Annotated in this window: 18 protein-coding genes; 12 read left to right on the top strand and 6 right to left on the bottom strand. The window is 70.7% G+C overall.

From position 1 onward, the window contains the following. Positions 1–102 precede the first annotated feature (102 nt). Positions 103–918: a hypothetical protein gene (locus tag ACYVOK_RS26480; RefSeq protein ID WP_460665251.1), complete on the bottom strand. Its 816-nt coding sequence runs from the start codon at positions 916–918 to the stop codon at positions 103–105. 279 nt (positions 919–1,197) lie between these two features. Here ACYVOK_RS26480 and ACYVOK_RS26485 point away from each other — a divergent pair, with 279 nt between their 5' ends. From ACYVOK_RS26485 to ACYVOK_RS26500, 4 genes are all read left to right on the top strand, one after another. Beyond that, positions 1,198–3,468, top strand: a complete 2,271-nt coding sequence (locus ACYVOK_RS26485; RefSeq protein ID WP_460665252.1) for a sigma-70 family RNA polymerase sigma factor — start codon at positions 1,198–1,200, stop codon at positions 3,466–3,468. A 251-nt stretch (positions 3,469–3,719) separates the two neighbouring features. Further along, positions 3,720–5,009 (top strand): aspartate--tRNA(Asn) ligase, encoded by a 1,290-nt coding sequence (aspS, locus tag ACYVOK_RS26490; RefSeq protein ID WP_460665253.1) that lies wholly within the window; start codon positions 3,720–3,722, stop codon positions 5,007–5,009. After that, entirely contained in the window at positions 5,009–5,878 is an 870-nt protein-coding gene (locus ACYVOK_RS26495; RefSeq protein ID WP_460665254.1) for a phosphotransferase family protein, read from the top strand. Before aspS ends, ACYVOK_RS26495 begins: the two co-directional genes overlap by 1 nt. 7 nt (positions 5,879–5,885) lie before the next feature. Further along, complete coding sequence (locus tag ACYVOK_RS26500; RefSeq protein WP_460665255.1) at positions 5,886–7,133, top strand: ArgE/DapE family deacylase; 1,248 nt, start codon at positions 5,886–5,888, stop codon at positions 7,131–7,133. A 28-nt stretch (positions 7,134–7,161) separates the two neighbouring features. On the opposite strand, the gene ACYVOK_RS26505 is transcribed toward ACYVOK_RS26500, so the two are convergent. After that, entirely contained in the window at positions 7,162–8,001 is an 840-nt protein-coding gene (locus tag ACYVOK_RS26505; RefSeq protein ID WP_460665256.1) for an aminoglycoside phosphotransferase family protein, read from the bottom strand. Between the two features lie 69 nt (positions 8,002–8,070). Between ACYVOK_RS26505 and ACYVOK_RS26510 the strand changes: the two genes are divergently transcribed. The 4 genes from ACYVOK_RS26510 to rsgA all read left to right on the top strand — a co-directional run bounded on the left by ACYVOK_RS26510 (position 8,071) and on the right by rsgA (position 11,769). Continuing rightward, positions 8,071–8,796, top strand: coding sequence for a DsbA family oxidoreductase (locus ACYVOK_RS26510; protein WP_460665257.1), 726 nt, complete (start codon positions 8,071–8,073; stop codon positions 8,794–8,796). Positions 8,797–8,856: 60 nt separating this feature from the next. Next, entirely contained in the window at positions 8,857–9,435 is a 579-nt protein-coding gene (locus ACYVOK_RS26515; protein WP_460665258.1) for a DoxX family protein, read from the top strand. 61 nt (positions 9,436–9,496) lie between these two features. Beyond that, the gene (gene aroA, locus ACYVOK_RS26520) at positions 9,497–10,768 is read left to right on the top strand and encodes a 3-phosphoshikimate 1-carboxyvinyltransferase (protein WP_460665259.1); all 1,272 of its coding nucleotides are present in this window, start codon (positions 9,497–9,499) and stop codon (positions 10,766–10,768) included. Beyond that, positions 10,768–11,769 carry a ribosome small subunit-dependent GTPase A gene (gene rsgA, locus ACYVOK_RS26525; RefSeq protein ID WP_460665260.1) on the top strand — a complete coding sequence of 334 codons (1,002 nt, stop codon included), beginning with the start codon at positions 10,768–10,770 and terminating at the stop codon, positions 11,767–11,769. Before aroA ends, rsgA begins: the two co-directional genes overlap by 1 nt. Here the strand turns inward: rsgA and ACYVOK_RS26530 are convergent. Continuing rightward, positions 11,762–12,256: a DUF2231 domain-containing protein gene (locus ACYVOK_RS26530; protein ID WP_460665261.1), complete on the bottom strand. Its 495-nt coding sequence runs from the start codon at positions 12,254–12,256 to the stop codon at positions 11,762–11,764. The two genes, rsgA and ACYVOK_RS26530, sit on opposite strands and share 8 nt — an antisense overlap. A 144-nt stretch (positions 12,257–12,400) precedes the next feature. Between ACYVOK_RS26530 and hisN the strand changes: the two genes are divergently transcribed. Then, a complete protein-coding gene (gene hisN / locus ACYVOK_RS26535) occupies positions 12,401–13,180 on the top strand; it encodes a histidinol-phosphatase (RefSeq protein ID WP_460665262.1) in 780 nt (259 codons plus the stop codon). Here the strand turns inward: hisN and ACYVOK_RS26540 are convergent. Both ACYVOK_RS26540 and ACYVOK_RS26545 read right to left on the bottom strand, forming a co-directional pair. Beyond that, positions 13,164–14,390 carry an RNA polymerase sigma factor gene (locus ACYVOK_RS26540; protein WP_460665263.1) on the bottom strand — a complete coding sequence of 409 codons (1,227 nt, stop codon included), beginning with the start codon at positions 14,388–14,390 and terminating at the stop codon, positions 13,164–13,166. The two genes, hisN and ACYVOK_RS26540, sit on opposite strands and share 17 nt — an antisense overlap. Beyond that, positions 14,383–14,730 carry a YciI family protein gene (locus ACYVOK_RS26545; RefSeq protein WP_460665264.1) on the bottom strand — a complete coding sequence of 116 codons (348 nt, stop codon included), beginning with the start codon at positions 14,728–14,730 and terminating at the stop codon, positions 14,383–14,385. Before ACYVOK_RS26545 ends, ACYVOK_RS26540 begins: the two co-directional genes overlap by 8 nt. 114 nt (positions 14,731–14,844) lie before the next feature. Here ACYVOK_RS26545 and ACYVOK_RS26550 point away from each other — a divergent pair, with 114 nt between their 5' ends. Genes ACYVOK_RS26550 through ACYVOK_RS26560 form a run of 3 tightly spaced genes read left to right on the top strand, consistent with a single transcriptional unit; the run spans position 14,845 to position 17,886 of the window. Next, the gene (locus ACYVOK_RS26550; protein WP_460665265.1) at positions 14,845–16,131 is read left to right on the top strand and encodes a M16 family metallopeptidase; all 1,287 of its coding nucleotides are present in this window, start codon (positions 14,845–14,847) and stop codon (positions 16,129–16,131) included. Further along, a complete protein-coding gene (locus ACYVOK_RS26555; protein ID WP_460665266.1) occupies positions 16,128–17,477 on the top strand; it encodes a M16 family metallopeptidase in 1,350 nt (449 codons plus the stop codon). The genes ACYVOK_RS26550 and ACYVOK_RS26555 overlap by 4 nt, the downstream gene beginning before the upstream one ends. Positions 17,478–17,523: 46 nt before the next feature. Beyond that, the gene (locus tag ACYVOK_RS26560) at positions 17,524–17,886 is read left to right on the top strand and encodes a DUF4190 domain-containing protein (RefSeq protein ID WP_460665267.1); all 363 of its coding nucleotides are present in this window, start codon (positions 17,524–17,526) and stop codon (positions 17,884–17,886) included. On the opposite strand, the gene ACYVOK_RS26565 is transcribed toward ACYVOK_RS26560, so the two are convergent. Then, positions 17,887–18,666 (bottom strand): DUF4190 domain-containing protein, encoded by a 780-nt coding sequence (locus ACYVOK_RS26565; RefSeq protein ID WP_460665268.1) that lies wholly within the window; start codon positions 18,664–18,666, stop codon positions 17,887–17,889. Positions 18,667–18,686 lie beyond the last annotated feature (20 nt).

Genomic DNA, 18,686 nt, shown 5'->3' on the forward strand with positions numbered 1-18,686 from the left:
TCACCGGGAACGAGCGGCGACGGATCGCCCACCCCGTGATAGGCGATCCGCCGCCGGTCTGGTGCGTCCGGGCACCCCCCTGTTGGCGCCCGGACGCAGGTCCTAAGATCTGGCCAGCTCGTCCAGCACCCGCCCGGCCATGGCGTCGGTGGTCGGCAGTCCCTCGATCCAGATCCGGGCCAGCTGGGGTACGTCGGTGTCCAGCCGCCACTGGGTGATCAGGGCTCGTACCGTCTGGACCTGCTCCGGCAGGTTCGGCTCGCGGCCGACGAGCGCCGCCGCGCGGCGTGAGCCGACGCGGCCGAGTACGTCACCGCCGCAGAAGACGATCCGCAGGCATTCCGCCACGTCGACCAGCCGGAGCTCGCGGTCGAACGGCGTCGTCCCCGGGGGATTGAGCGGCTCGACAACCACCAGTGCGTGGGACTGCGGTACGGAAGTTCCACGGAACTCCGCCTCTCGATAGAGCTCTCCGAGGCGGGACCGCAGGTGCGCCAGGCTGGACAGCCCGGTCAGCGGGTCCTCGCAGGACAGCGAGTGGAGGTAGATCAACGAGGCCTCGGCCCAGCTGGAACTGAGTGCGCGTACCGCGGCGAAAGCCGGCTCGCCCCCGGCGATCGAGCGGTACAACGCACTCAGCCCATCAAGTGCCTCGAGCAACGAGACTCCGTCGGCCGCCAACTGCCGGCCGACCTCGTCACTCGCAGGCACGACATCGGCACCGTCGCGCAGCGCCTCGGCGATCGCGAGGTAGGCGCTGTGGTCGGTGCCAGCTGTGCCGTGCGAGTCCCTCCACTCGCACGGTTGCTCATCGGGGTACGACGCCTCCGGCCGGTTCCGGGCGGGCGACCCCGCCAGGTTCAGGGACTTGTGCGGACGCAGGTCGAACCGTCGGCGGATGTCCGCGAACAGCGACATGGCCCTCCTCGAAAAGTCCCGTCAGTCTCCCGACCGGGCGGCCGGAAGCGTCGTTCCGGAGGTGAGACAGCGCCGCCGGCGGTTCATGACGCGGATCCGCCGAACTTTTTTCGCGTAACTTCGCCACCACCGTTCTCGTCAGGAAAGGAGGCACGGTTCCGGGTCGGGAAACGTGCCCAGGGTGCACACAGGCCGTCCCGCGTGGGACTCTTGTCCCTGGCAACGATGTGACGGACCGTCACGCCGTCGTACGGACAGTCGTGACTCACGGGGAGACAGATGGAGACGCCGGAAGGACCGAGCGACGCCGAATTGATCGCGCGTGTCCGCAACGGCGACCTCGAGGCGTACGGCGAACTGTTCGGCCGGCACCACCACGCCGCCGAGCGGATGGCCCGCCAGCTGGTCCCGGCCAACGACGCCGACGACCTGGCCAGTGACGCGTTCGCCAAGGTGCTGGACGCGCTGCGCTCCGGCGGCGGTCCGGACATCTCCTTCCGGGCGTACCTGCTGACGACGGTACGACGGGTGCACGTGGACCGGATCCGGTCCGGCCGGAAGGTCCAGGCCACCGACGACATCGCGGCGTACGAGCGGGAGCCGGAGACGTTCGACGACCCGACCGTGACCGGGTTCGAGAGCGGTGCGGCGGCCAAGGCGTTCGCGAGCCTGCCGGAGCGCTGGCAGGCCGTGCTCTGGCACACCGAGGTCGAGGGCGAGAAGCCCGCGGCCATCGCTCCCCTGCTCGGCCTGACTGCGAACGGCGTCTCCGCGCTGGCCTACCGCGCCCGCGAGGGCCTGCGCCAGGCCTACCTGCAGCAGCATCTGGCCGACGTCGCCGGCGACCGCTGCCGCTGGACCACCGAGCGTCTCGGCGCGTATGTCCGCGGCGGCCTGACCAAGCGGGAGAACCGCAACGTCCGCGAGCACCTGGACGACTGCGCCAAGTGCACCGCGGTCTACCTCGAGCTGGTCGAGGTCAACAGCGCGCTGCCGGCACTGCTCGCCCCGGCCCTGCTGGGCACCGCGGGTCTCGGCTACCTGGCCGCCGCGTCCGGTGCGAAGGCCGGCCTGGTCGGCTTCCTCGTCACCGGCTGGAAGAAGGCGACGGAGAACAGCACCCGTACGGCGGTCGGCGCCGGAGCGGTCGTGGTCGTCGCGGTCGCCGCCATCCTCGCGGCGTTCGCGCTTACCGGCAACGAGACTCCGCCGGCGGCGATCAACAACCCACCGGCGCAGCAGCCGACCCAGCCGCCGGCTGAGCCGCCGACCGTCCCGCCGGTGAAACCGCCGACGGCCAGGCCGCCGTCCGCGCAACCGACCACGGCTCCGACCACCGCGCCGCCGAGCACCGAGCCGACCGAGCCGGAGCCGACACAGACGCCGGCTCCGACTCCTACGCCGACGTCGCCAACGCCGACCAGTCCGACTCCGACGACGCCGACACCCACGCCACCGGTGCCGACCACGCGGATCCTGGACGAGGGGCTGCTGACGATCACCATGCCGCCGGGGGGCGGTGCTCCATCCACCCGCGCGGAGGGGTCGGACAGCGCCGCCGGGGTGAAGTTCGTCATCACGATCAAGCCGCCGGCAGCCAACACGGACCCTGTTGTCGTCGGCATCAAGTACGGCGCCGCCCTCGCATGGCCGCTGACCGGCAATCCCGCCGGCTGGACCTGCACCCCGGCCGCCGGAACGTGTACGGCGACCAACCCGGCCGCACCTCGCCCGCTCCCGGTCACCTTCGACAGCCCCACCGGCGGCACCCAGGCCGACCGCACGTTCACCGTCTCGGCCAAGACCGGCCGGCTGTACGACGACGACTCCGAGACGCTGACCGCCCCGCCGCGGACCGACGACAACCTGTTGAAGATCGCCGCCGGCAAGGCCGACCCGGACGTCCATCACCGGATCCTGACCGTTGCCCCGGGCACGGACCGACCGAGCGTGACGCTGAAGATCACCTACGGCGCCGCGCTCGAGTGGCCGATCACGGGCAACCCGGCGGGCTGGAAGTGCACGGCCAAGACCCAGACCTGTACGGCGCTCAACCCGGCCAGACCGGCTCCCCTGCCGGCCGACTTCGACGTCCCGCCGGAAGGCTCGGCCTCGGACCGAACGTTCACCGTGGCCGCGACGGCCGGGCTGGTGAGTGACACGGACTCCGAGACGCTGCCGGGGATCAAACAGGACGAGTCGCTGCTGCAGATCATCACCCCGACGCCGCACACCGACCCGAACCCGTTCGTCTACAACCGGTTCCTGAAGGTGAACGGTGTCGCCAACCGCCGGGTGACCCTGGAGATCTCGTGGGGCCGGAACCTGTCGTTCCTGTCCGCGCTGGACCACGGCTGGACCTGCTCGCGCTCGACCGACGTCCGGCGTGCGACCTGCTGGACCGACAACTACCGCAAGCCGTTCAACTCCGAATGGACCGCGTGGCTGCCCGGCAGCGGCGCGGCGAACCAGCTCACCGTGTACGCCCGGGTCGGCGGCCGCGAGGACACCGACACCGCCCAGATCCCGCCGTCCACCACCCGGCGCTGAGAAAACCGGGTTGCCGGCTGTCTTATCCTGAGAGTGTTCGCGGTGACGGAACCAAGTAGCGCCGTACCCCAGGTCCGAGAGAGTCGCCGGTTGCTGTGAGGCGATACCTGGAGCGGTGGCGAAGACACTCCTGAGCGAATGCACGGCAAGAGGCCGGATCCGCCGGATCCGGTGAAGGTGTGGTGGCACCGCGAGTTCCCCTTCGCCCACACCTCCGGGGTACGAGAGACGACCTGGAGGTGAAAACAGCGATGCGCATTCTCAGCCATGAGATCCCCTCAGCAGTGGGCCAGTCCGTCACGGTGGCCGGCTGGGTGCACCGAAGACGACGGCTCGCCGCCGTCAGTTTCCTGGTCCTGCGCGACCGGTCCGGCCTGAGCCAGATCGTGGTGAAGGCGCCGGAGACCCTGGCCCGGCTGGACGAACTCGGTGAGGAGACCGTGGTCCAGGTGACCGGGACGGTCGCCGCCAACCCGCAGGCGCCCGGTGGTGCGGAGATCGTCGACCCGGTGATCGAGCCGCTGACCGAGCCCGCACAGACGCCGCCGGTCGAGCTGTGGCGGCCCACGGTCGGCGCCGGACTGCCCGTCGTACTGGACAACGCGCCGGTCGCGTTGCGGCATCCCGCCGTACGCGCCGGGTGGGAGATGGCGGCCGCCGCGCTCCACGGGTTCCGTACGGGCCTGGACGGTCAGGGCTTCACCGAGATCCAGACGCCGAAGATCGTCGGTACGGCGACCGAGTCCGGGGCCAACGTGTTCGCGCTGGACTACTTCGGCGGACCGGCGTACCTGGCGCAGTCGCCGCAGTTCTACAAGCAGACGATGGTCGGGGTGTTCGAGCGGGTCTTCGAGGTCGGGCCGGTGTTCCGCGCCGAGCCGCACGACACGGTCCGGCACCTGGCCGAGTACGTGTCGCTGGACGCGGAGTTCGGGTTCATCCAGGACCATCGCGACGTACTCGTCGTACTCCGGTCGGCCGTCGCGGGGATGCTGTCCGCGGTGGGTGAGCGGGCCGCGCCCGCGCTCGAACGACTGGGCGTCCAGTTGCCGGAGATCCCTGCCGAGGTGCCGGTGGTGCACTTCAGCGAGGCGCTGAAGATCGCCGGGGCGGACCCGGACGAGCCGGACCTGGCGCCGGCCGACGAGCGGGCGATCGGCGAGTGGGCGCTGCGCGAGCACGGCAGCGAGTTCGTCGCGGTCGAGGGCTATCCGATGGTGAAGCGGCCGTTCTACACGCATCCGCAGCCGTCGGACCCGCGGTGGTCGAACTCGTTCGACCTGCTGTTCAAGGGGATGGAGCTCGTCACCGGCGGCCAACGGCTGCATCGCTACAGCGACTACGTCGCGGCTCTGCAGGCGCGGGGTGAGTCGCCGGACGCGCCGGCGTACAGCTCCTATCTGCAGGCGTTCAAGCACGGGATGCCGCCGCACGGCGGGTTCGCGATCGGGCTGGAGCGGTTCGTGGCGCGGCTGACGGGTGCGGAGAACATCCGCGAGGTCACGTTGTTCCCCCGCGACCTGCACCGGTTGACGCCGTAGTGGACACCACCGACGACGTGGTCGCCCAGCTGAACGTTGCCCTGGGCACCAGGTATCAGCTGGTCCGGCGACTCGCCGGTGGACTGCAGTCGGGCGCCTACGAGCTGACCGACGGCGCCGCCCGCGCCGTACTGAAGTGGAGCGCCGACCCGGCTTGGGCACCGCGGGTCCGGCGGGCGAACGACCTCGTCCGCCGGGCCCGCGCGGCCGGTTATCCGACCCCGGCCTGGCTGGCGGTCGGCACAACCGCGGCCGGATCGCCTTACCAGCTTCAGGAGTACGTCGCCGGCACCGGCCTCGAGGACGCGTCCACGATCGGACCCGCCCTCGCCCGCGAGCTGATCGCGATCTGCGACACGCAACGAGGGCTCGTGCCCGACGTCGAGCCGACCTGGTCGGCGTACGCGCGGGGCGTCGTCTTCGACGGCTGGGACGGCATCTGGGAGCGCGTCCGCCGGTACGGCGGGCAGTCGGCCGACCTGATCGAACGGTACGACGACTTGTGCCGGCCGTACCGCGATCACGCGTTGCCGGAGGACGACCTCGTCCACGGTGACCTGAACGTCGGCAATCTGATCGTGGCCGACGGGCGGATCGCCGCGATCGTCGACATCGAGGCGGCCAACGGTGGCTCGCGGGCGTACGACCTGGTCTCGCTGGCGGCCTCGGCGGCCCGGGACGGAGCGCCGGCCGGTGTCGACGAACTGTTCCTGGAGGCGGCCCTGCGGGCCGGTGGACGGGCGACCGTGGCGGTGTGTGCGGCGGCGTCGTACGCGGGGATCGCCGCGTTCGTGCGGGAGCGGAACCCAGCCTTCCTCGCCCGCGTCGACCACGGTGGGCGCCGGGTTCTCGAACTGCTCGATGCATGATGTGTCCATGCTGAGTGAGGTCGAAGGACAAGTGCTGGCGGCGATCGACGACGACCGGATCGTCGACGAACTGCGGGAACTGGTGCGGATCCCGAGTGTCGACGGGACCGCGGCCGAGGCGGACGTGCAGGCGTGGTGTGCGCGGCGGCTGACCGATCTCGGGCTGACCGTCGACCACTGGCGGATCGATCTGCCCGCGGTGACCGCGGACCCGGAGTTCCCGGGCATGGAGGTGACCCGCGACCAGGCCTGGGGATGCGTCGGCGTCCTCGGTGGTGACGGGACGCCGGGGCTGATCCTGAACGGGCACGTGGACGTGGTGCCGCCGGGTGACCTCAGTTTGTGGCCGGACGGCGACCCGTTCTCGGCGCGGGTCGAGGACGGGGTCATGTGGGGTCGTGGGACCTGCGACATGAAGGGCGGCGTCGCGGCGATCCTGGGCGCGGTCGCGGCGATCGCTGCCGCGGGCGTCCGGTTGCGCAAGCCGCTGGCCGTGCACACGGTGATCGGCGAGGAGGACGGCGGCGCCGGCGCGTTCGCGACGCTCCGGCGCGGCCACACCGGCGAGGCCTGCCTGATCGCCGAACCGACCGCGGGCTGTGTCATCCCGGCGAACTCCGGATCGCTGACCTTCCGGCTCGAGGTCCCCGGCCTGGCGACGCACGGCTCGACTCGGACGCGTGGTGTCAGCGCGATCGAGAAGTTCGTCGTGATCCAGTCCGCGTTGCAGGCGCTGGAGGCCGAGCGCAACCGCGACCCGCATCCCCTGCTCGCTCACCTCGACCTGGCGAACCCGCTGTCCGTCGGCACGATCCACGCCGGTGACTGGGCCAGCACGGTTCCCGACGTACTGATCGCCGAGGGCAGGTACGGCGTACGCCTCGGGGAACCGGTCGCCGCGGCCCGGGCAGCCCTCGAGTCGGCGGTCGCCGAAGCGTGTGCCAAGGACGACTGGCTGCGTGACCACCCGGTCAAGGTCACCTGGCCCGGTGGCGCGTTCGCCTCCGGCGTCCTCCCCGCCGACGACCCACTGCTCACCGACACCCTCGAAGCTGCCGGTGACCCGACCCCGGAGGTCAGAGGGGCGCCGTACGGCTCCGACCTGCGCCAGTACGCCGCCGCCGGCATCCCCACGCTTCAGTACGGCCCCGGCGACGTCCGCTACGCCCACGCCACCGACGAACACGTCCGCCTCGACGAAGTCCTCCACGCAGCCCGCACCTACGCCCTCTTGGCCGTACGCCGCTGCGGCTGACAGCGCGATTCAGGACGCGGCCGACGTCTCACATGAGCCGTTCCAGGGTTCGCTGCCCCGCCGGCAACCAGGTCGGCTTCCCGCCCGGCAACCCGCGCTCCCCGGCCTCGCCGACGGAGATGAGGGCGAGCGCCTTGAGCGCGGCCAAGCCGCGCGCACGGGTGATCGTGGCGTCGTCCGCGAGCCCATAGGCGTCGAAGAAGCGGTCCGCCGTACCGGCGGGCAGCAGGATCCAGGCGGCGGCAAGATCGACGGCTGGATCGCCGGCCCCCATGTCACCGAAGTCGATCACCCCGGCGAGCGTGCCGTCCTCGACGACAACGTTCGCCGGATGCAGGTCACCGTGGAACCACACCGGCGGCCCGGTCCATTCCGGGGCTGCGAGCGCCTCGGCCCAGATCTTGCGCACGGCAACGTCCTCGATGTCGGCCTCGCTGACCTCCAGACTCCGGAGCGGCACACCGCGGTCCGGGCTGAGCGGCGCGTCCTCGGGCGCCGGCACGTGCAGTTCCCGGAGGAACCTGGCGAGGGTCTCCGCAGCGTGCCCGGCGTCGATCGGCGTACGGTCGGCCGGTTCACCGGCCACCCAGGTGGTGACCAGCCACGGCTCCGGGAACCGCTCGGTCGGCTCCCCGATCCGCTGCGGCATCGGCACCGGCAACGTCAGCCTCGGCGCGAGTTCCGGCAGCCAGCGGTACTCCTTCCGCAGCAGCTCCGGTCCGCGTTCCGTCCGCGGCAACCGCACCGCCAACTCGTCCCCGAGCCGCCACATCTGGTTGTCCCACCCCCCGATCACCTTCCGCAGCGTCAATTCGGCCAAGTCCGGATGCTGCTCCCGCAACAGCCCGCGCACCAGTTGTTCGTCCATGGAGCGTCAGACGCGTCACAAGCGGAGACGGTTGGGAATAGGGCCGGAATCGGCGAGGTTGCCGCAAGCATGCGTATCGATGTGTGGTCCGACGTCGTCTGTCCGTGGTGCTACATCGGGAAGCGGCGGCTCGAACAGGCGCTGGCCGAGACCGGGGACCAGGCCCAGATCGTCTGGCACAGCTTCCAGCTGGATCCGTCGGCGACCAACGACGACCCGCGTGACCTGCCGACCCGGCTCGGCGAGAAGTACGGCCGCGGTCGTGAGTGGGGTGTGCAGGCCAACGCTCACGTGACCGAGATCGCGGCCGAGCTCGGGCTCGAGTACCACCTCGACCAGGCCAAGGCCGCCAACACCGTCGACGCCCACCGCCTGCTCCACCTCTCCCGCGAGCTGGTCGACGCCGGTGAGGTCCCCGCCGACACCCAGGACCGGCTCAAGGAGCGCCTGCTGAAGGCGTACTTCACCGACGGTCTCCCGGTCGGCGACCACACCACGCTCGCCGCCCTGGCCGACGAGGTCGGCCTCCCCTCCGACCGAGTCGGTGAGGTTCTCGCCAGTACGGCGTACGCCGAAGAGGTGGCCGCCGACCAGGCCCAGGCGCTCGCGTACGGCGCGAACGGCGTGCCGTTCTTCGTCATCGACGAGAAGTACGGCGTGAGTGGTGCACAGCCGGTCGAGGTGTTCCGCGAAGCGCTCCGCCGGGCCGACGCCGACCGCAGGCCAGTCACCCTCATCACCGGACCCGGCGGCTCCGACGACCCCACCTGCGGCCCCGACGGCTGCCCGATCTGAGGCTGAACGGTTGAGCCGTGGGTACCGGACGCCAGACGAGACGTGGTGTATGAAGGAGGCATGACTGTCGTGCGCGCACTGGCCAGGCCGCTGCTGTCGATGATCTTCGTCGTGCAGGGTGCGAACTCGATCCGGAACCCGGAGCCGCTGGTACCCAAGGCCCAGCCGGTGACCGACCGCCTGGTGCCGATGGTGAAGAAGGTGGCACCGCCGCAGATCAGTGACCGCATCCCCGAGACCACGGTCAATCTGGTCCGGCTCAACGGCGCCGTCCAGGTGCTCGGCGGCCTCGCGCTCGCCAGCGGCAAGGGACGGCGGCTGGGGGCCACGGTACTGGCCACGACGCTGGTCCCGGTGACGGTCGCCGGCCACCCGTTCTGGGAAGTGAAGGACAAGGATGCCCGGCAGGTTCAGCGGGTCCAGTTCATGAAGAACCTCAGCCTGCTCGGCGGCCTGCTGCTGGCCGCGGTGGACACCGAAGGCAAGCCGGGTGTCGCCTGGCGGGCCACGCACGGTGCCCGGGCCGCGAAGCGCGAGACCAAGCGCGGCGCGAAGGCGGCCAAGCGTGAGGCGAAGCAGTTCGCCCGCGAGGCCAGGCACGCCGCGAAGCTCGCCAAGGCGGAGCTTCACCTGGGCTGACAGGTGCCCGGGGAGCGATCCCGCTAGGCTCGGGGCAGAAATTCCGAGCTGAAGGAGTGGGATGAGGGAGCAGCAGGGCTGGCCGGCGCCGCGGGCGGAGGGTCCGGTCACCGGCCGGGTCACGGTGCCCGGATCGAAGTCGATCAGTAACCGTGCGCTCATCCTCGCCGCGATCGCGGACGGCCCGTCCCACCTGACCGGACTGCTGGCCGCCCGTGACACCTCGTTGATGCGGGCCGCCCTGGTCTCGCTCGGCGTCGGCATCACCGAGAACGGCGCGACCGTCACCGTCACCCCGGGTTCGCTCAAGGGCCCGGCCCGCGTCGACTGCGGTCTGGCCGGCACCGTGATGCGGTTCGTCCCGCCGGTGGCCGCGCTGGCCGACGGCGTCGTCGAGTTCGACGGCGACCCGTACGCGCGGGAACGCCCGATGGACGTCATCCTCGGCGCGCTGCGCACCCTCGGCGTACTGATCGACGACCACGGGACCGGCCGGATGCCGTACGCCGTCTCCGGCGCGGGCTCGGTCCGCGGCGGCAAGGTCACGCTGGACGCGTCCGGGTCGAGCCAGTTCGTCTCCGCACTCCTGCTCGCCGGAGCCCGGTACGACGAGGGCGTCGACATCCGCCACGACGGGAAGCCGGTGCCGTCGCAGCCGCACCTCGACATGTCGGTGGCGATGCTGCGCGAACGCGGCGTCCAGGTGGACGACAGCGAGCCGAACCGCTGGGTGGTTGCCCCCGGCCCCATCCGGGCATTGGACACCGCGATCGAGCCGGACCTGTCCAACGCCGCGCCGTTCCTGGCTGCCGCCGTACTGACCGGTGGCGAGGTGACCGTGACCGGCTGGCCCGCGCAGACCACCCAGCCGGGTGACCAACTGCGCGACATCTTCACCCGCTTCGGCGCCGAGGTCGCCCGGACCGACGACGGCCTGACCGTTCGCGGCACGGGCCGGGTGCAGGGGGTCGACCTGGACCTGAGCGAGGTCGGGGAGCTCTCCCCCGTCATCGCCGCGGTGGCCGCGTTCGCGGACGGGCCGTCGTACCTGCGTGGCATCGCTCACCTGCGCAACCACGAGACGGATCGGCTGGCCGCCCTCGAGCGCGAGTTCAACGCACTCGGCGGGGACGTGACCCAACTGGCCGACGGCCTGGAGATCCGGCCGAAGCCGTTGCGTGGCGGGCTTTTCGGCACGTACGACGACCACCGGATGGCCCACGCGGCCGCCGTGGTCGGCTTGCTCGTCGACGGCCTGGAAATCGAGAACATCGGGACCACGGCGAAGACGCTGCCCGAGTTCCCCCAATTGTGGTCGGAGCTCGCCGGCTGATGTCGCGGTACGACGAGGAGGCCCGGTACGACCGGCCGAAGCGCCGCACCCGGCCGCGGACCAAGGACCGCCCCTCGTACGACGACGCCGTCACCGGTTTCGTCATCACCCGCGACCGCGGCCGCTACACCTGCTGGGTGCAGGATCCGCACGCCGGCCGGCAGGTGATCGCGATGAAGGCCCGGCAACTCGGCCGGACCGGCGTGATCGTCGGGGACCGGGTCAAGCTCGCCGGCGACGCGAGCGGCGACGAGGGCACCCTGGCCCGGATCGTCGAGGTGCATCCGCGGACGACGCTGCTGCGCCGGTCGGCCGATGACGACGACCCGGTCGAACGTCCCCTGGTCGCGAACGCGGACCAACTCGTCATCGTGGTCGCCGTCGCGAACCCGGAACCGCGGACCGGCCTGATCGACCGCTTCCTGGTCGCCGCGTACGACGCCGGGATGCGCCCGCTGCTGTGTCTGACCAAGACCGACCTGGCCGACCCGGATCCGCTGCTCTCGATCTACCGGCCGCTCGGGGTCGAGTCGGTGGCGACGCACCAGAACGGTGATCTGGGTGCACTTCGCGCACAGTTGCATGACCGCACCAGCGTGCTCGTCGGTCACTCGGGCGTCGGGAAGTCGACGTTGGTGAACGCGCTGATCCCGGGCGCCGACCGCGCGATCGGTGTGGTCAACGAGGTGACCGGGCGTGGGCGTCATACCTCGACGAACACGCAGGTACTGCGTTTGCCGGACGGCGGCTGGCTGATCGACACTCCCGGTATCCGCTCGTTCGGCCTGGCCCACGTGGACTCGGACAAGCTCATCGACGCGTTCCCCGACCTGGCCGAAGTCGCCGAAGACTGCCCCCGCGGCTGCACCCACACCGAATCGGCCCCCGACTGCGCTCTCGACGAAGCCGAGCATCTCGACCCGGCCCGAGTAACCTCCTTCCGCCGCCTCCTAGCCAGCCGCGAAGGCCGCGACGCCCCCGCCGTACCGGAAGCTACCTAGCCGGGAGTTGGCCGTCCCAGACGGCTTTGGCGCCGGCGTCGCCGGTGCGGATGGTCTGCCAGATGACGAGTACGCCGATGATCACCACAGCCACACTCGTGATCAGCTCGAGCGGCTTGCTCTTGGTTGCCTTCGCCCCCCATCCACTGGCCAGCGCCGACGGCCCACCCAGCAGAAAGAACGCGACCACGGCAACCACCGCGAACACCACGCAGTACCAGAACAGCAGATCCCCCCGCCGCTCATGCTCCCGAACGGCCTGCTCCAACGTCGGCACCGCCGCGACGAACGCGTCCCCGCTCTCCTTTGCGACGTACGCGAGCACCAGCGAACCGAGCCCGAGCAGCAGCGCCGGCCAGCGCAGCAGCCACCGTGATCGCGGCCAGACGGCGAAGACGATCGCGGTGAGAGCCGCCACCGGCAGTACGACGACCGCGGCGTGGATCACCAGCACGTGCAGCGGCAGGTCCCCGAAGCGCTCGAACATTGACGCCTCCATGGCGGTCGTTGACGTGATCAGACACTAACTGCACGTTCAACGACCCGGTTCGGTTCAATCCTGGCCGCAACCGTTCCGCAACCTTTGCGGACACCCGTGCCCGCGAGCGGCCGGTCAGGCTAGCCTTCCGGCATGCCTTCGCACACGGATGACCTGCGGCTCGCCCACATCCTGGCCGACGACGCGGACTCGACCACGATGGACCGCTACAAGGCGCTCGACCTGCACGTGTCCACCAAGCCGGACCTCACCCCGGTGAGCGAGTCGGACAAGAAGGTCGAGGACGTGATGCGCAAGACGCTCGCCCGGGCCCGGCCGCGGGACGCGTTCGTCGGCGAGGAGGACGGCACGTCGGGCTGGGGTGTGCGCCGCTGGGTGGTCGACCCGATCGACGGCACGAAGAACTACATCCGCGGCGTCCCGGTCTGGGCGACGCTGATCAGCCTGATGATCGAGGACCAGGTGGTCGTCGGCGTGGTCTCCGCTCCGGCCCTCGGCAGGCGCTGGTGGGCGTCGTACGGCGACGGCGCCTGGACCGGCCGGGCCCTGCACTCGTCCCAGCCGTGCCGGGTCAGCGACGTCAGCAGGATCGAGGACGCGTCGCTGTCGTACGCCTCGCTCAAGGGCTGGGAGAAGATCGGCAAGAAGAACCAGTGGGCCGACCTGATGGACTCGTGCTGGCGGACCCGCGCGTACGGCGACTTCTGGTCGTACATGCTGGTCGCGGAGGGCGCCGTCGACATCGCCGCCGAGCCCGAGCTGAACCTGTACGACATGGCCGCGCTGGCCATCATCGTCGAGGAGGCCGGCGGGAAGTTCACCTCGGTCGACGGCACGCCGGGCCCGAACGGCCCCAACGCCGTCGCCACCAACGGCCGCCTCCACGACGAGGTCCTCAAGCGCCTCGCGTGATCCGCCGTACCAGGAACTCCGCCTCCACCTCGTTGCTGGTGAACGCCAGCGCCTCCTCATAGGCCGCCACGGCCTCCGCCCAGTCCCCGGTACGACGAAGCAGTTCGGCCCGCACGGACGCGAGATACGGGTACGTCGCCAGCGCGGGATCTGCGGCCGGCGACTGCAATGCACGGAGCGCCGCCTCCGGACCGTCGACGTAGCTGAGCGCCACGATCCGGTTGAGCGCGACCACGGGCGACGGCCAGCGAGCGAGCAACAGGTCGTACAGCCCGAGGATCTCCTGCCAGTCGGTGTCCTCCCACCGCTCCGCCTCGGCGTGCACCGCGGCGATGGCCGCCATGAGTCCGAACCGCCCCACCGGCCACCTCAACGCCGCACGCAGCAGCGCAAGACCCTCGTCGATCAGCCCGCGATCCCACAGCGAACGATCCTGATCCTCCATCAGCACCAGTCGCCCGGCACTGTCGACCCGAGCCGCCTGCCGCGCCTCCGTCAGCGACAGCAGCGCGAGCAGCGCCGTCGCCTCGCCACTGTCCGGCAGCAGCAGCCGAACCATGCGCGCCAGATCGAGCCCCCGCCGGGCCAGGTCAGGCCGCGTCAGCGCGGCACCGTCGGCAGCCGTGTGCCCAGCGGTGTAAACCAGGTGTACGACGTCCAGCACGGCGTCGATGCGGTCGGGCAGATCGGCCAGCCGCGGTACCCGGTAGGGAATCCCCGACCGCGAGATCTTGTGCTTGGCCCGCGTGATCCGGGCTTGCATCGCGGTCTCCTTGACCAGGAACGCCTTCGCGATCTCCGCGGACGACAGCCCGCACACCAGCCGCAGCGTCAGCGCGATCTGCGCCTCCTGCGCCAGCGCCGGGTGGCAGCAGGTGAACACCAGCCGCAACCGGTCGTCCGGGAACACACCGGCGGCCAGGTCCTCGTCGTCGACCGGATCGGGCATCAGCAGCGGGAGCTTCCGCTCCGCGAGGCCCGCCCGGCGCCGAAGCTCCAGCGCCCGGCGAGTGGCAACGGTCGTCAACCAGGCACCCGGGCGCCGCGGGACGCCCTGCTCCTGCCAGTGCACGAGCGCCTTCGCGTACGCGTCCTGCACACAGTCCTCGGCCAGGTTCAGGTCGGCCGCCACGCGGGCCGTGGCGGCCAGGACGAAGGCCCACTCGCTCGTGTGGGCCTCCGCCACTGCCTCGGCGACCGAGTCAGCCACCGTTGACGATCGGCCGGACCTCGACGCCACCCATCGGCGCCGGCACCTGCTTGGCGATGTCCAGGGCCTCGTCCAGGTCGGCCGCCTCGATCAGGTAGTAACCGCCCATCACTTCCTTGGTCTCGACGAACGTCCCGTCGGTCACCACGAACCCGCCGTTCCGGTCGGATCTGATCGACGTCGCGGTGTTGCTCTCACCGAGCTGGGCACCGCCGCGCAACGCCGCCCCGTTGGCCGCGGCGAACGCTTGGTGCCGCTTGTGGTTCTCCTCCGCCGCGGCCGGATCGGCGGTTGCCCACATCGCCTCGTTGTCGTAGATCATCACCAGGTACTTGCCCACTGAGGTCACCTCTTCTGTACAGGTCGGAATCCAGCATCTACCACTCCGATGCACGGCCTGCGGCGAGATCGACATCTCACCCAGGGAATTCGCGGACCACGTAGGGTGGCTGGCATGCCCTTGACCTATCCGATCGCGGAGCAGACGCTGGACAACGGCTTACGCGTCGTCGTCAGCTCGGACCGCGCCGTACCGATCGTCGCCGTGAACCTCTGGTACGACGTCGGCTCGCGGCACGAGCCGCCGGGACTGACCGGGTTCGCCCACCTGTTCGAGCACCTGATGTTCCAGGGGTCGCGCAATGTCGCGTCCGGTCAGCACTTCAGCCTGCTGGAGACGGCCGGCGCCAGCCTGAACGCGAGCACTTTCTTCGACCGGACCAACTACTTCGAGTCGCTGCCCAGCGGCGGTCTCGACCTGGCCCTGTGGCTCGAGGCGGACCGGATGGGCTACCTGCTCGACGCGGTGAACCAGGAGAACCTGGACAACCAGCGCGACGTGGTCAAGGAGGAGAAGCGGCAGAGCTACGACAACCGCCCGTACGGTGACTCCTACGAGCGGCTGGTGAAACTCGCCTTCCCCGAGGGCCACCCCTACGCGCACATGACGATCGGTTCGATGGCCGACCTCGACGCCGCCTCGCTGGAGGACGTGCACGCGTTCTTCCGGACGTACTACGGTCCGAACAACGCCGTCCTGACGATCGTCGGCGACGTCTCCGAGGAGGACGCGTTCGACGCGGCCAAGCGGTACTTCGGCCACCTGCCGGCCATCCCGACACCGCCGCCCGCCCCGGACGGCACCATCGGCCCGCTGACCGAGGTACGGCGGGACGACGTCGTCTCCGACGTACCGTCCGACCTGGTCACGATGATGTTCCGGCTGCCCGTCGACGGGACGCCGGAGCTGGACGCGGCCGGTCTCGCGCTCGACATCCTCGCCGCCGGCCAGAGCGGCCGGCTGAACCGCCGGCTGGTCCGCGACGAGCAGATCGCGCAGTCGGTCTCCGGCGGTGCGCTGCCGCTGATCGGTGGAGTCTCGTTCGGCACACTGACCGGGATCGCCTCGGACGGCGTGGACCTGCAGAAGGTCGAGGACGCGCTGCTCGAGGAGATCGAGAAGCTGGCCGAGGCCGGTATCAGCGAGGACGAATTGGCCACCGTCCAGGCACAGGCCGAGCGGGACTGGCTGGAGCAGCTGGCGACCTGCGCGGGCCGCGCCGACGAGATCTCCCACTACGCGCTGCTGTTCGGCGACCCGAACCGGATCAACACCCGGATCGACCAGGTCCGCGCGGTGACCGCCGACCAGGTGCAGGCCGCGGCCGCCCAGTGGATCCGCGCGTCCGGCCGCGCCCAGGTGACCTACCGCCGTACCGAAACGGCAGGAGAGCAGGCATGAACCAGGTTCTGACCACCCCGCCGCCCGTCGGTGCTCCGCGCCCGTGGAGGTTCCCGGAGGCCACCACGACGACGATCGGCGTGGGGACTCCGGTTCATGTCTTCGACCGCCCCGGCCAGTACGTCGCCACCGTCCGGGTGACGATCGCGATGCCGCTGATCGCCGAACCGCGTGAGCTCGAGGGCGTCGCGACGATCATGTCCCGGACCCTCGACGAGGGCACCGAACTGCGGTCGGCCAACGACTTCGCGGCCGCGCTGGAACGGCACGGAGCGGCGTACGGCGTGGACGTCAGCTCGGACGCGTTGCACGTGGAGATCTCGGTGCCGGTGTCGCACCTGGCCCCGGCGGTGCACCTGCTCGCCGAGGCGGTCACCCGGCCCGCGTTCAACCAGGCCGACGTCGGCCGGCACGTGACGATCCGGCTCGGCGAGATCAACCAGGAGCGGGCGAACGCCGGCTACCGCGCCCGCGAGGCGTTCGCGGCGCACCTGTTCGACCCGTCGTCGCGGCGATCCCGCCCGACCGCGGGGACGCCGGACACGATCCGGCCGCTGACGAACGTGCCGGTGGCCGAGTTCTACCGCGACAACATCGGCCCGGGCCGGGCGCAGATCCTGTTCGCGGGTGACGCGACCGGCGTGGACGTGACCGGGATTATCGACGAGGCGTTCGGCGGCTGGACCTCCGCGGCCGGGCCGGCGCTGGACACCCCGGAGCCGATCTACCTTCCCGGCGACCGGGTCGTCCTGGTCGACCGGCCGGGGTCCGTGCAGAGCCAGCTCCTGATCGGGTGCGCCGGTCCGGACCGGCGCGACCCCGCCTGGGGTGCGGCCGCGGTCGCGAACCACGTGGTCGGCGGCACCATCACGTCTCGCGTCGACACCGTGCTGCGCGAGGAGAAGGGCTACACCTACGGGACGCGGACCAGTTTCTCCGCGCCCCGCAAGGGCGGCACGTTCAGCCTGGGCGGCGCCGTACGCACCGAGGTGACCGGCGCCGCGATCACCGACGCGCTCCGGATCCTGCGGGAGGCCCGCGAAGGCCTGACCGAGCAGGAGGTCCAGGAGGCGAAGGACAGCCTGATCCGGACCGCTCCGCTGCGGTACGAGCAGGCCGACTCGGTCGCGCAGCAGGTCGGCAGCAACATCGCGAACGGCGTACCGATCGACTTCGCCGACACCTACCTGGCCCAGATCGCCGCGACCACCGCCGCCGACGCCACCGAGGCCTATCGCCGGTACGTCGGAACCGACGGCCTGCTGGTCGTCGTCGTAGGGGAAGCCAAGGAGGTCCGGCCCCAGCTGACCCGGATGGAGCTGGGCGACCTGATCGAACTGAGCTGAGCAGCAGCCGCTCCTCTGCTCGGCATCCCTGAGCAGAGGAGCAGCGTTGTCGTTCACGGATCGTCCCACCGATGCGACGGACCGGACCCACACCTTCTGGTCCCCGTCGTACCCGCTCCAGCCCGGCTTCCCGAACGAACCGGCGTACGGGATCCTGCGAGACCACTCGCAGGCCACGATCTCGGTGGTGCTCGGCGCGATCGCGCTGTGCACCGGCCTGCTGATCGTCTCTCCGGTCGCCTGGTGGCTCGGCAGCCAGGCCCTCGCCGAAATCGACGCGTCGCCCGGCGTCTACAACAACCGCGGCATGGCCCAGGCCGGCCAGATCTGCGGCCTCATCGGCACCGCCCTGCTCGGCCTCGGCCTGTTGTTCACGCTGGCGATGGTGCTCCTCCTCCTCGCCGTCTGATCACTTCGGCGTGACCAAGCAGGTGGTCCCCCGGTCGCCGAGGCTCCAGCCATTTTCGATCGGGTGCAGGTAGATGATGTCCGACCCCTCGTCGAGCGGCTTGCCCGTCGCCGCCCATCGGTCGACGCAGCCCTTCTCCGCGGCCTTCTGAACGGCGGCCAGCCCCGGCCACTTTCCCGCGGGCAGGTCGAACACCGCGAACACCTTCCCGCCGTTCGGCTGGTCGCAGGGCACCAGCTCGAGGTTGCGGACCTCCGCGGCCTCCTTGATCTCCTTGACGCAGTCGCCGACGCGGAGCTTGTCCGCTCGGGTGCCCTGCGTCGTGGTGACCTGACCCGAGGCGTCCCGATCCGGCTCGCCGTCACCGAAGACCGCGATCCCCACGACCAGGCCGACCAGCCAGAGACCGGAGATCGCCAGCCCGGCAATGGCCAGGCCCTTGCCCTTCTGGTTCTTCTTCGGGATCTGGGTGAGCGCGACGATGCCGAGGATGACACTGACCAGGACGCCGCCGATCAGTCCGAAGACGAGCGACAAGATCGCCGGGACGCTGGTATTCCGCGGTTCCTGGTACGCCGGCTGCCCGGGGTACTGCTGGCCGGGGTACGGCCGTTGGCCCGGGTACGGCTGTTGGCCGCTTGGGTACGGCGGCTGCCCGGGGTACTGCTGACCCGCGTACGGCGGTTGACCCGGGTACGACTGCTCGGGGGCACCGCCGGACGGCGACTGCCCGGAGGACGGCGTACCGGGGTCCCCGTCCGCGGGAGGTTTTGGTTCCATGGACGGACTGTAGACCCCGG

This window comes from Kribbella swartbergensis (assembly GCF_054784135.1).

Excerpts from the sequence above, each read along its gene's own strand:
- ACYVOK_RS26480 (WP_460665251.1), bottom strand. The coding sequence starts at position 918 with ATGTCGCTGTTCGCGGACATCCGCCGACGGTTCGACCTGCGTCCGCAC.
- ACYVOK_RS26485 (WP_460665252.1), top strand. The coding sequence starts at position 1,198 with ATGGAGACGCCGGAAGGACCGAGCGACGCCGAATTGATCGCGCGTGTC.
- aspS (WP_460665253.1), top strand. The coding sequence starts at position 3,720 with ATGCGCATTCTCAGCCATGAGATCCCCTCAGCAGTGGGCCAGTCCGTC.
- ACYVOK_RS26500 (WP_460665255.1), top strand. The coding sequence starts at position 5,886 with ATGCTGAGTGAGGTCGAAGGACAAGTGCTGGCGGCGATCGACGACGAC.
- ACYVOK_RS26505 (WP_460665256.1), bottom strand. The coding sequence starts at position 8,001 with ATGGACGAACAACTGGTGCGCGGGCTGTTGCGGGAGCAGCATCCGGAC.
- ACYVOK_RS26510 (WP_460665257.1), top strand. The coding sequence starts at position 8,071 with ATGCGTATCGATGTGTGGTCCGACGTCGTCTGTCCGTGGTGCTACATC.
- ACYVOK_RS26515 (WP_460665258.1), top strand. The coding sequence starts at position 8,857 with ATGACTGTCGTGCGCGCACTGGCCAGGCCGCTGCTGTCGATGATCTTC.
- aroA (WP_460665259.1), top strand. The coding sequence starts at position 9,497 with ATGAGGGAGCAGCAGGGCTGGCCGGCGCCGCGGGCGGAGGGTCCGGTC.
- rsgA (WP_460665260.1), top strand. The coding sequence starts at position 10,768 with ATGTCGCGGTACGACGAGGAGGCCCGGTACGACCGGCCGAAGCGCCGC.
- ACYVOK_RS26530 (WP_460665261.1), bottom strand. The coding sequence starts at position 12,256 with ATGTTCGAGCGCTTCGGGGACCTGCCGCTGCACGTGCTGGTGATCCAC.
- hisN (WP_460665262.1), top strand. The coding sequence starts at position 12,401 with ATGCCTTCGCACACGGATGACCTGCGGCTCGCCCACATCCTGGCCGAC.
- ACYVOK_RS26550 (WP_460665265.1), top strand. The coding sequence starts at position 14,845 with ATGCCCTTGACCTATCCGATCGCGGAGCAGACGCTGGACAACGGCTTA.
- ACYVOK_RS26555 (WP_460665266.1), top strand. The coding sequence starts at position 16,128 with ATGAACCAGGTTCTGACCACCCCGCCGCCCGTCGGTGCTCCGCGCCCG.
- ACYVOK_RS26565 (WP_460665268.1), bottom strand. The coding sequence starts at position 18,666 with ATGGAACCAAAACCTCCCGCGGACGGGGACCCCGGTACGCCGTCCTCC.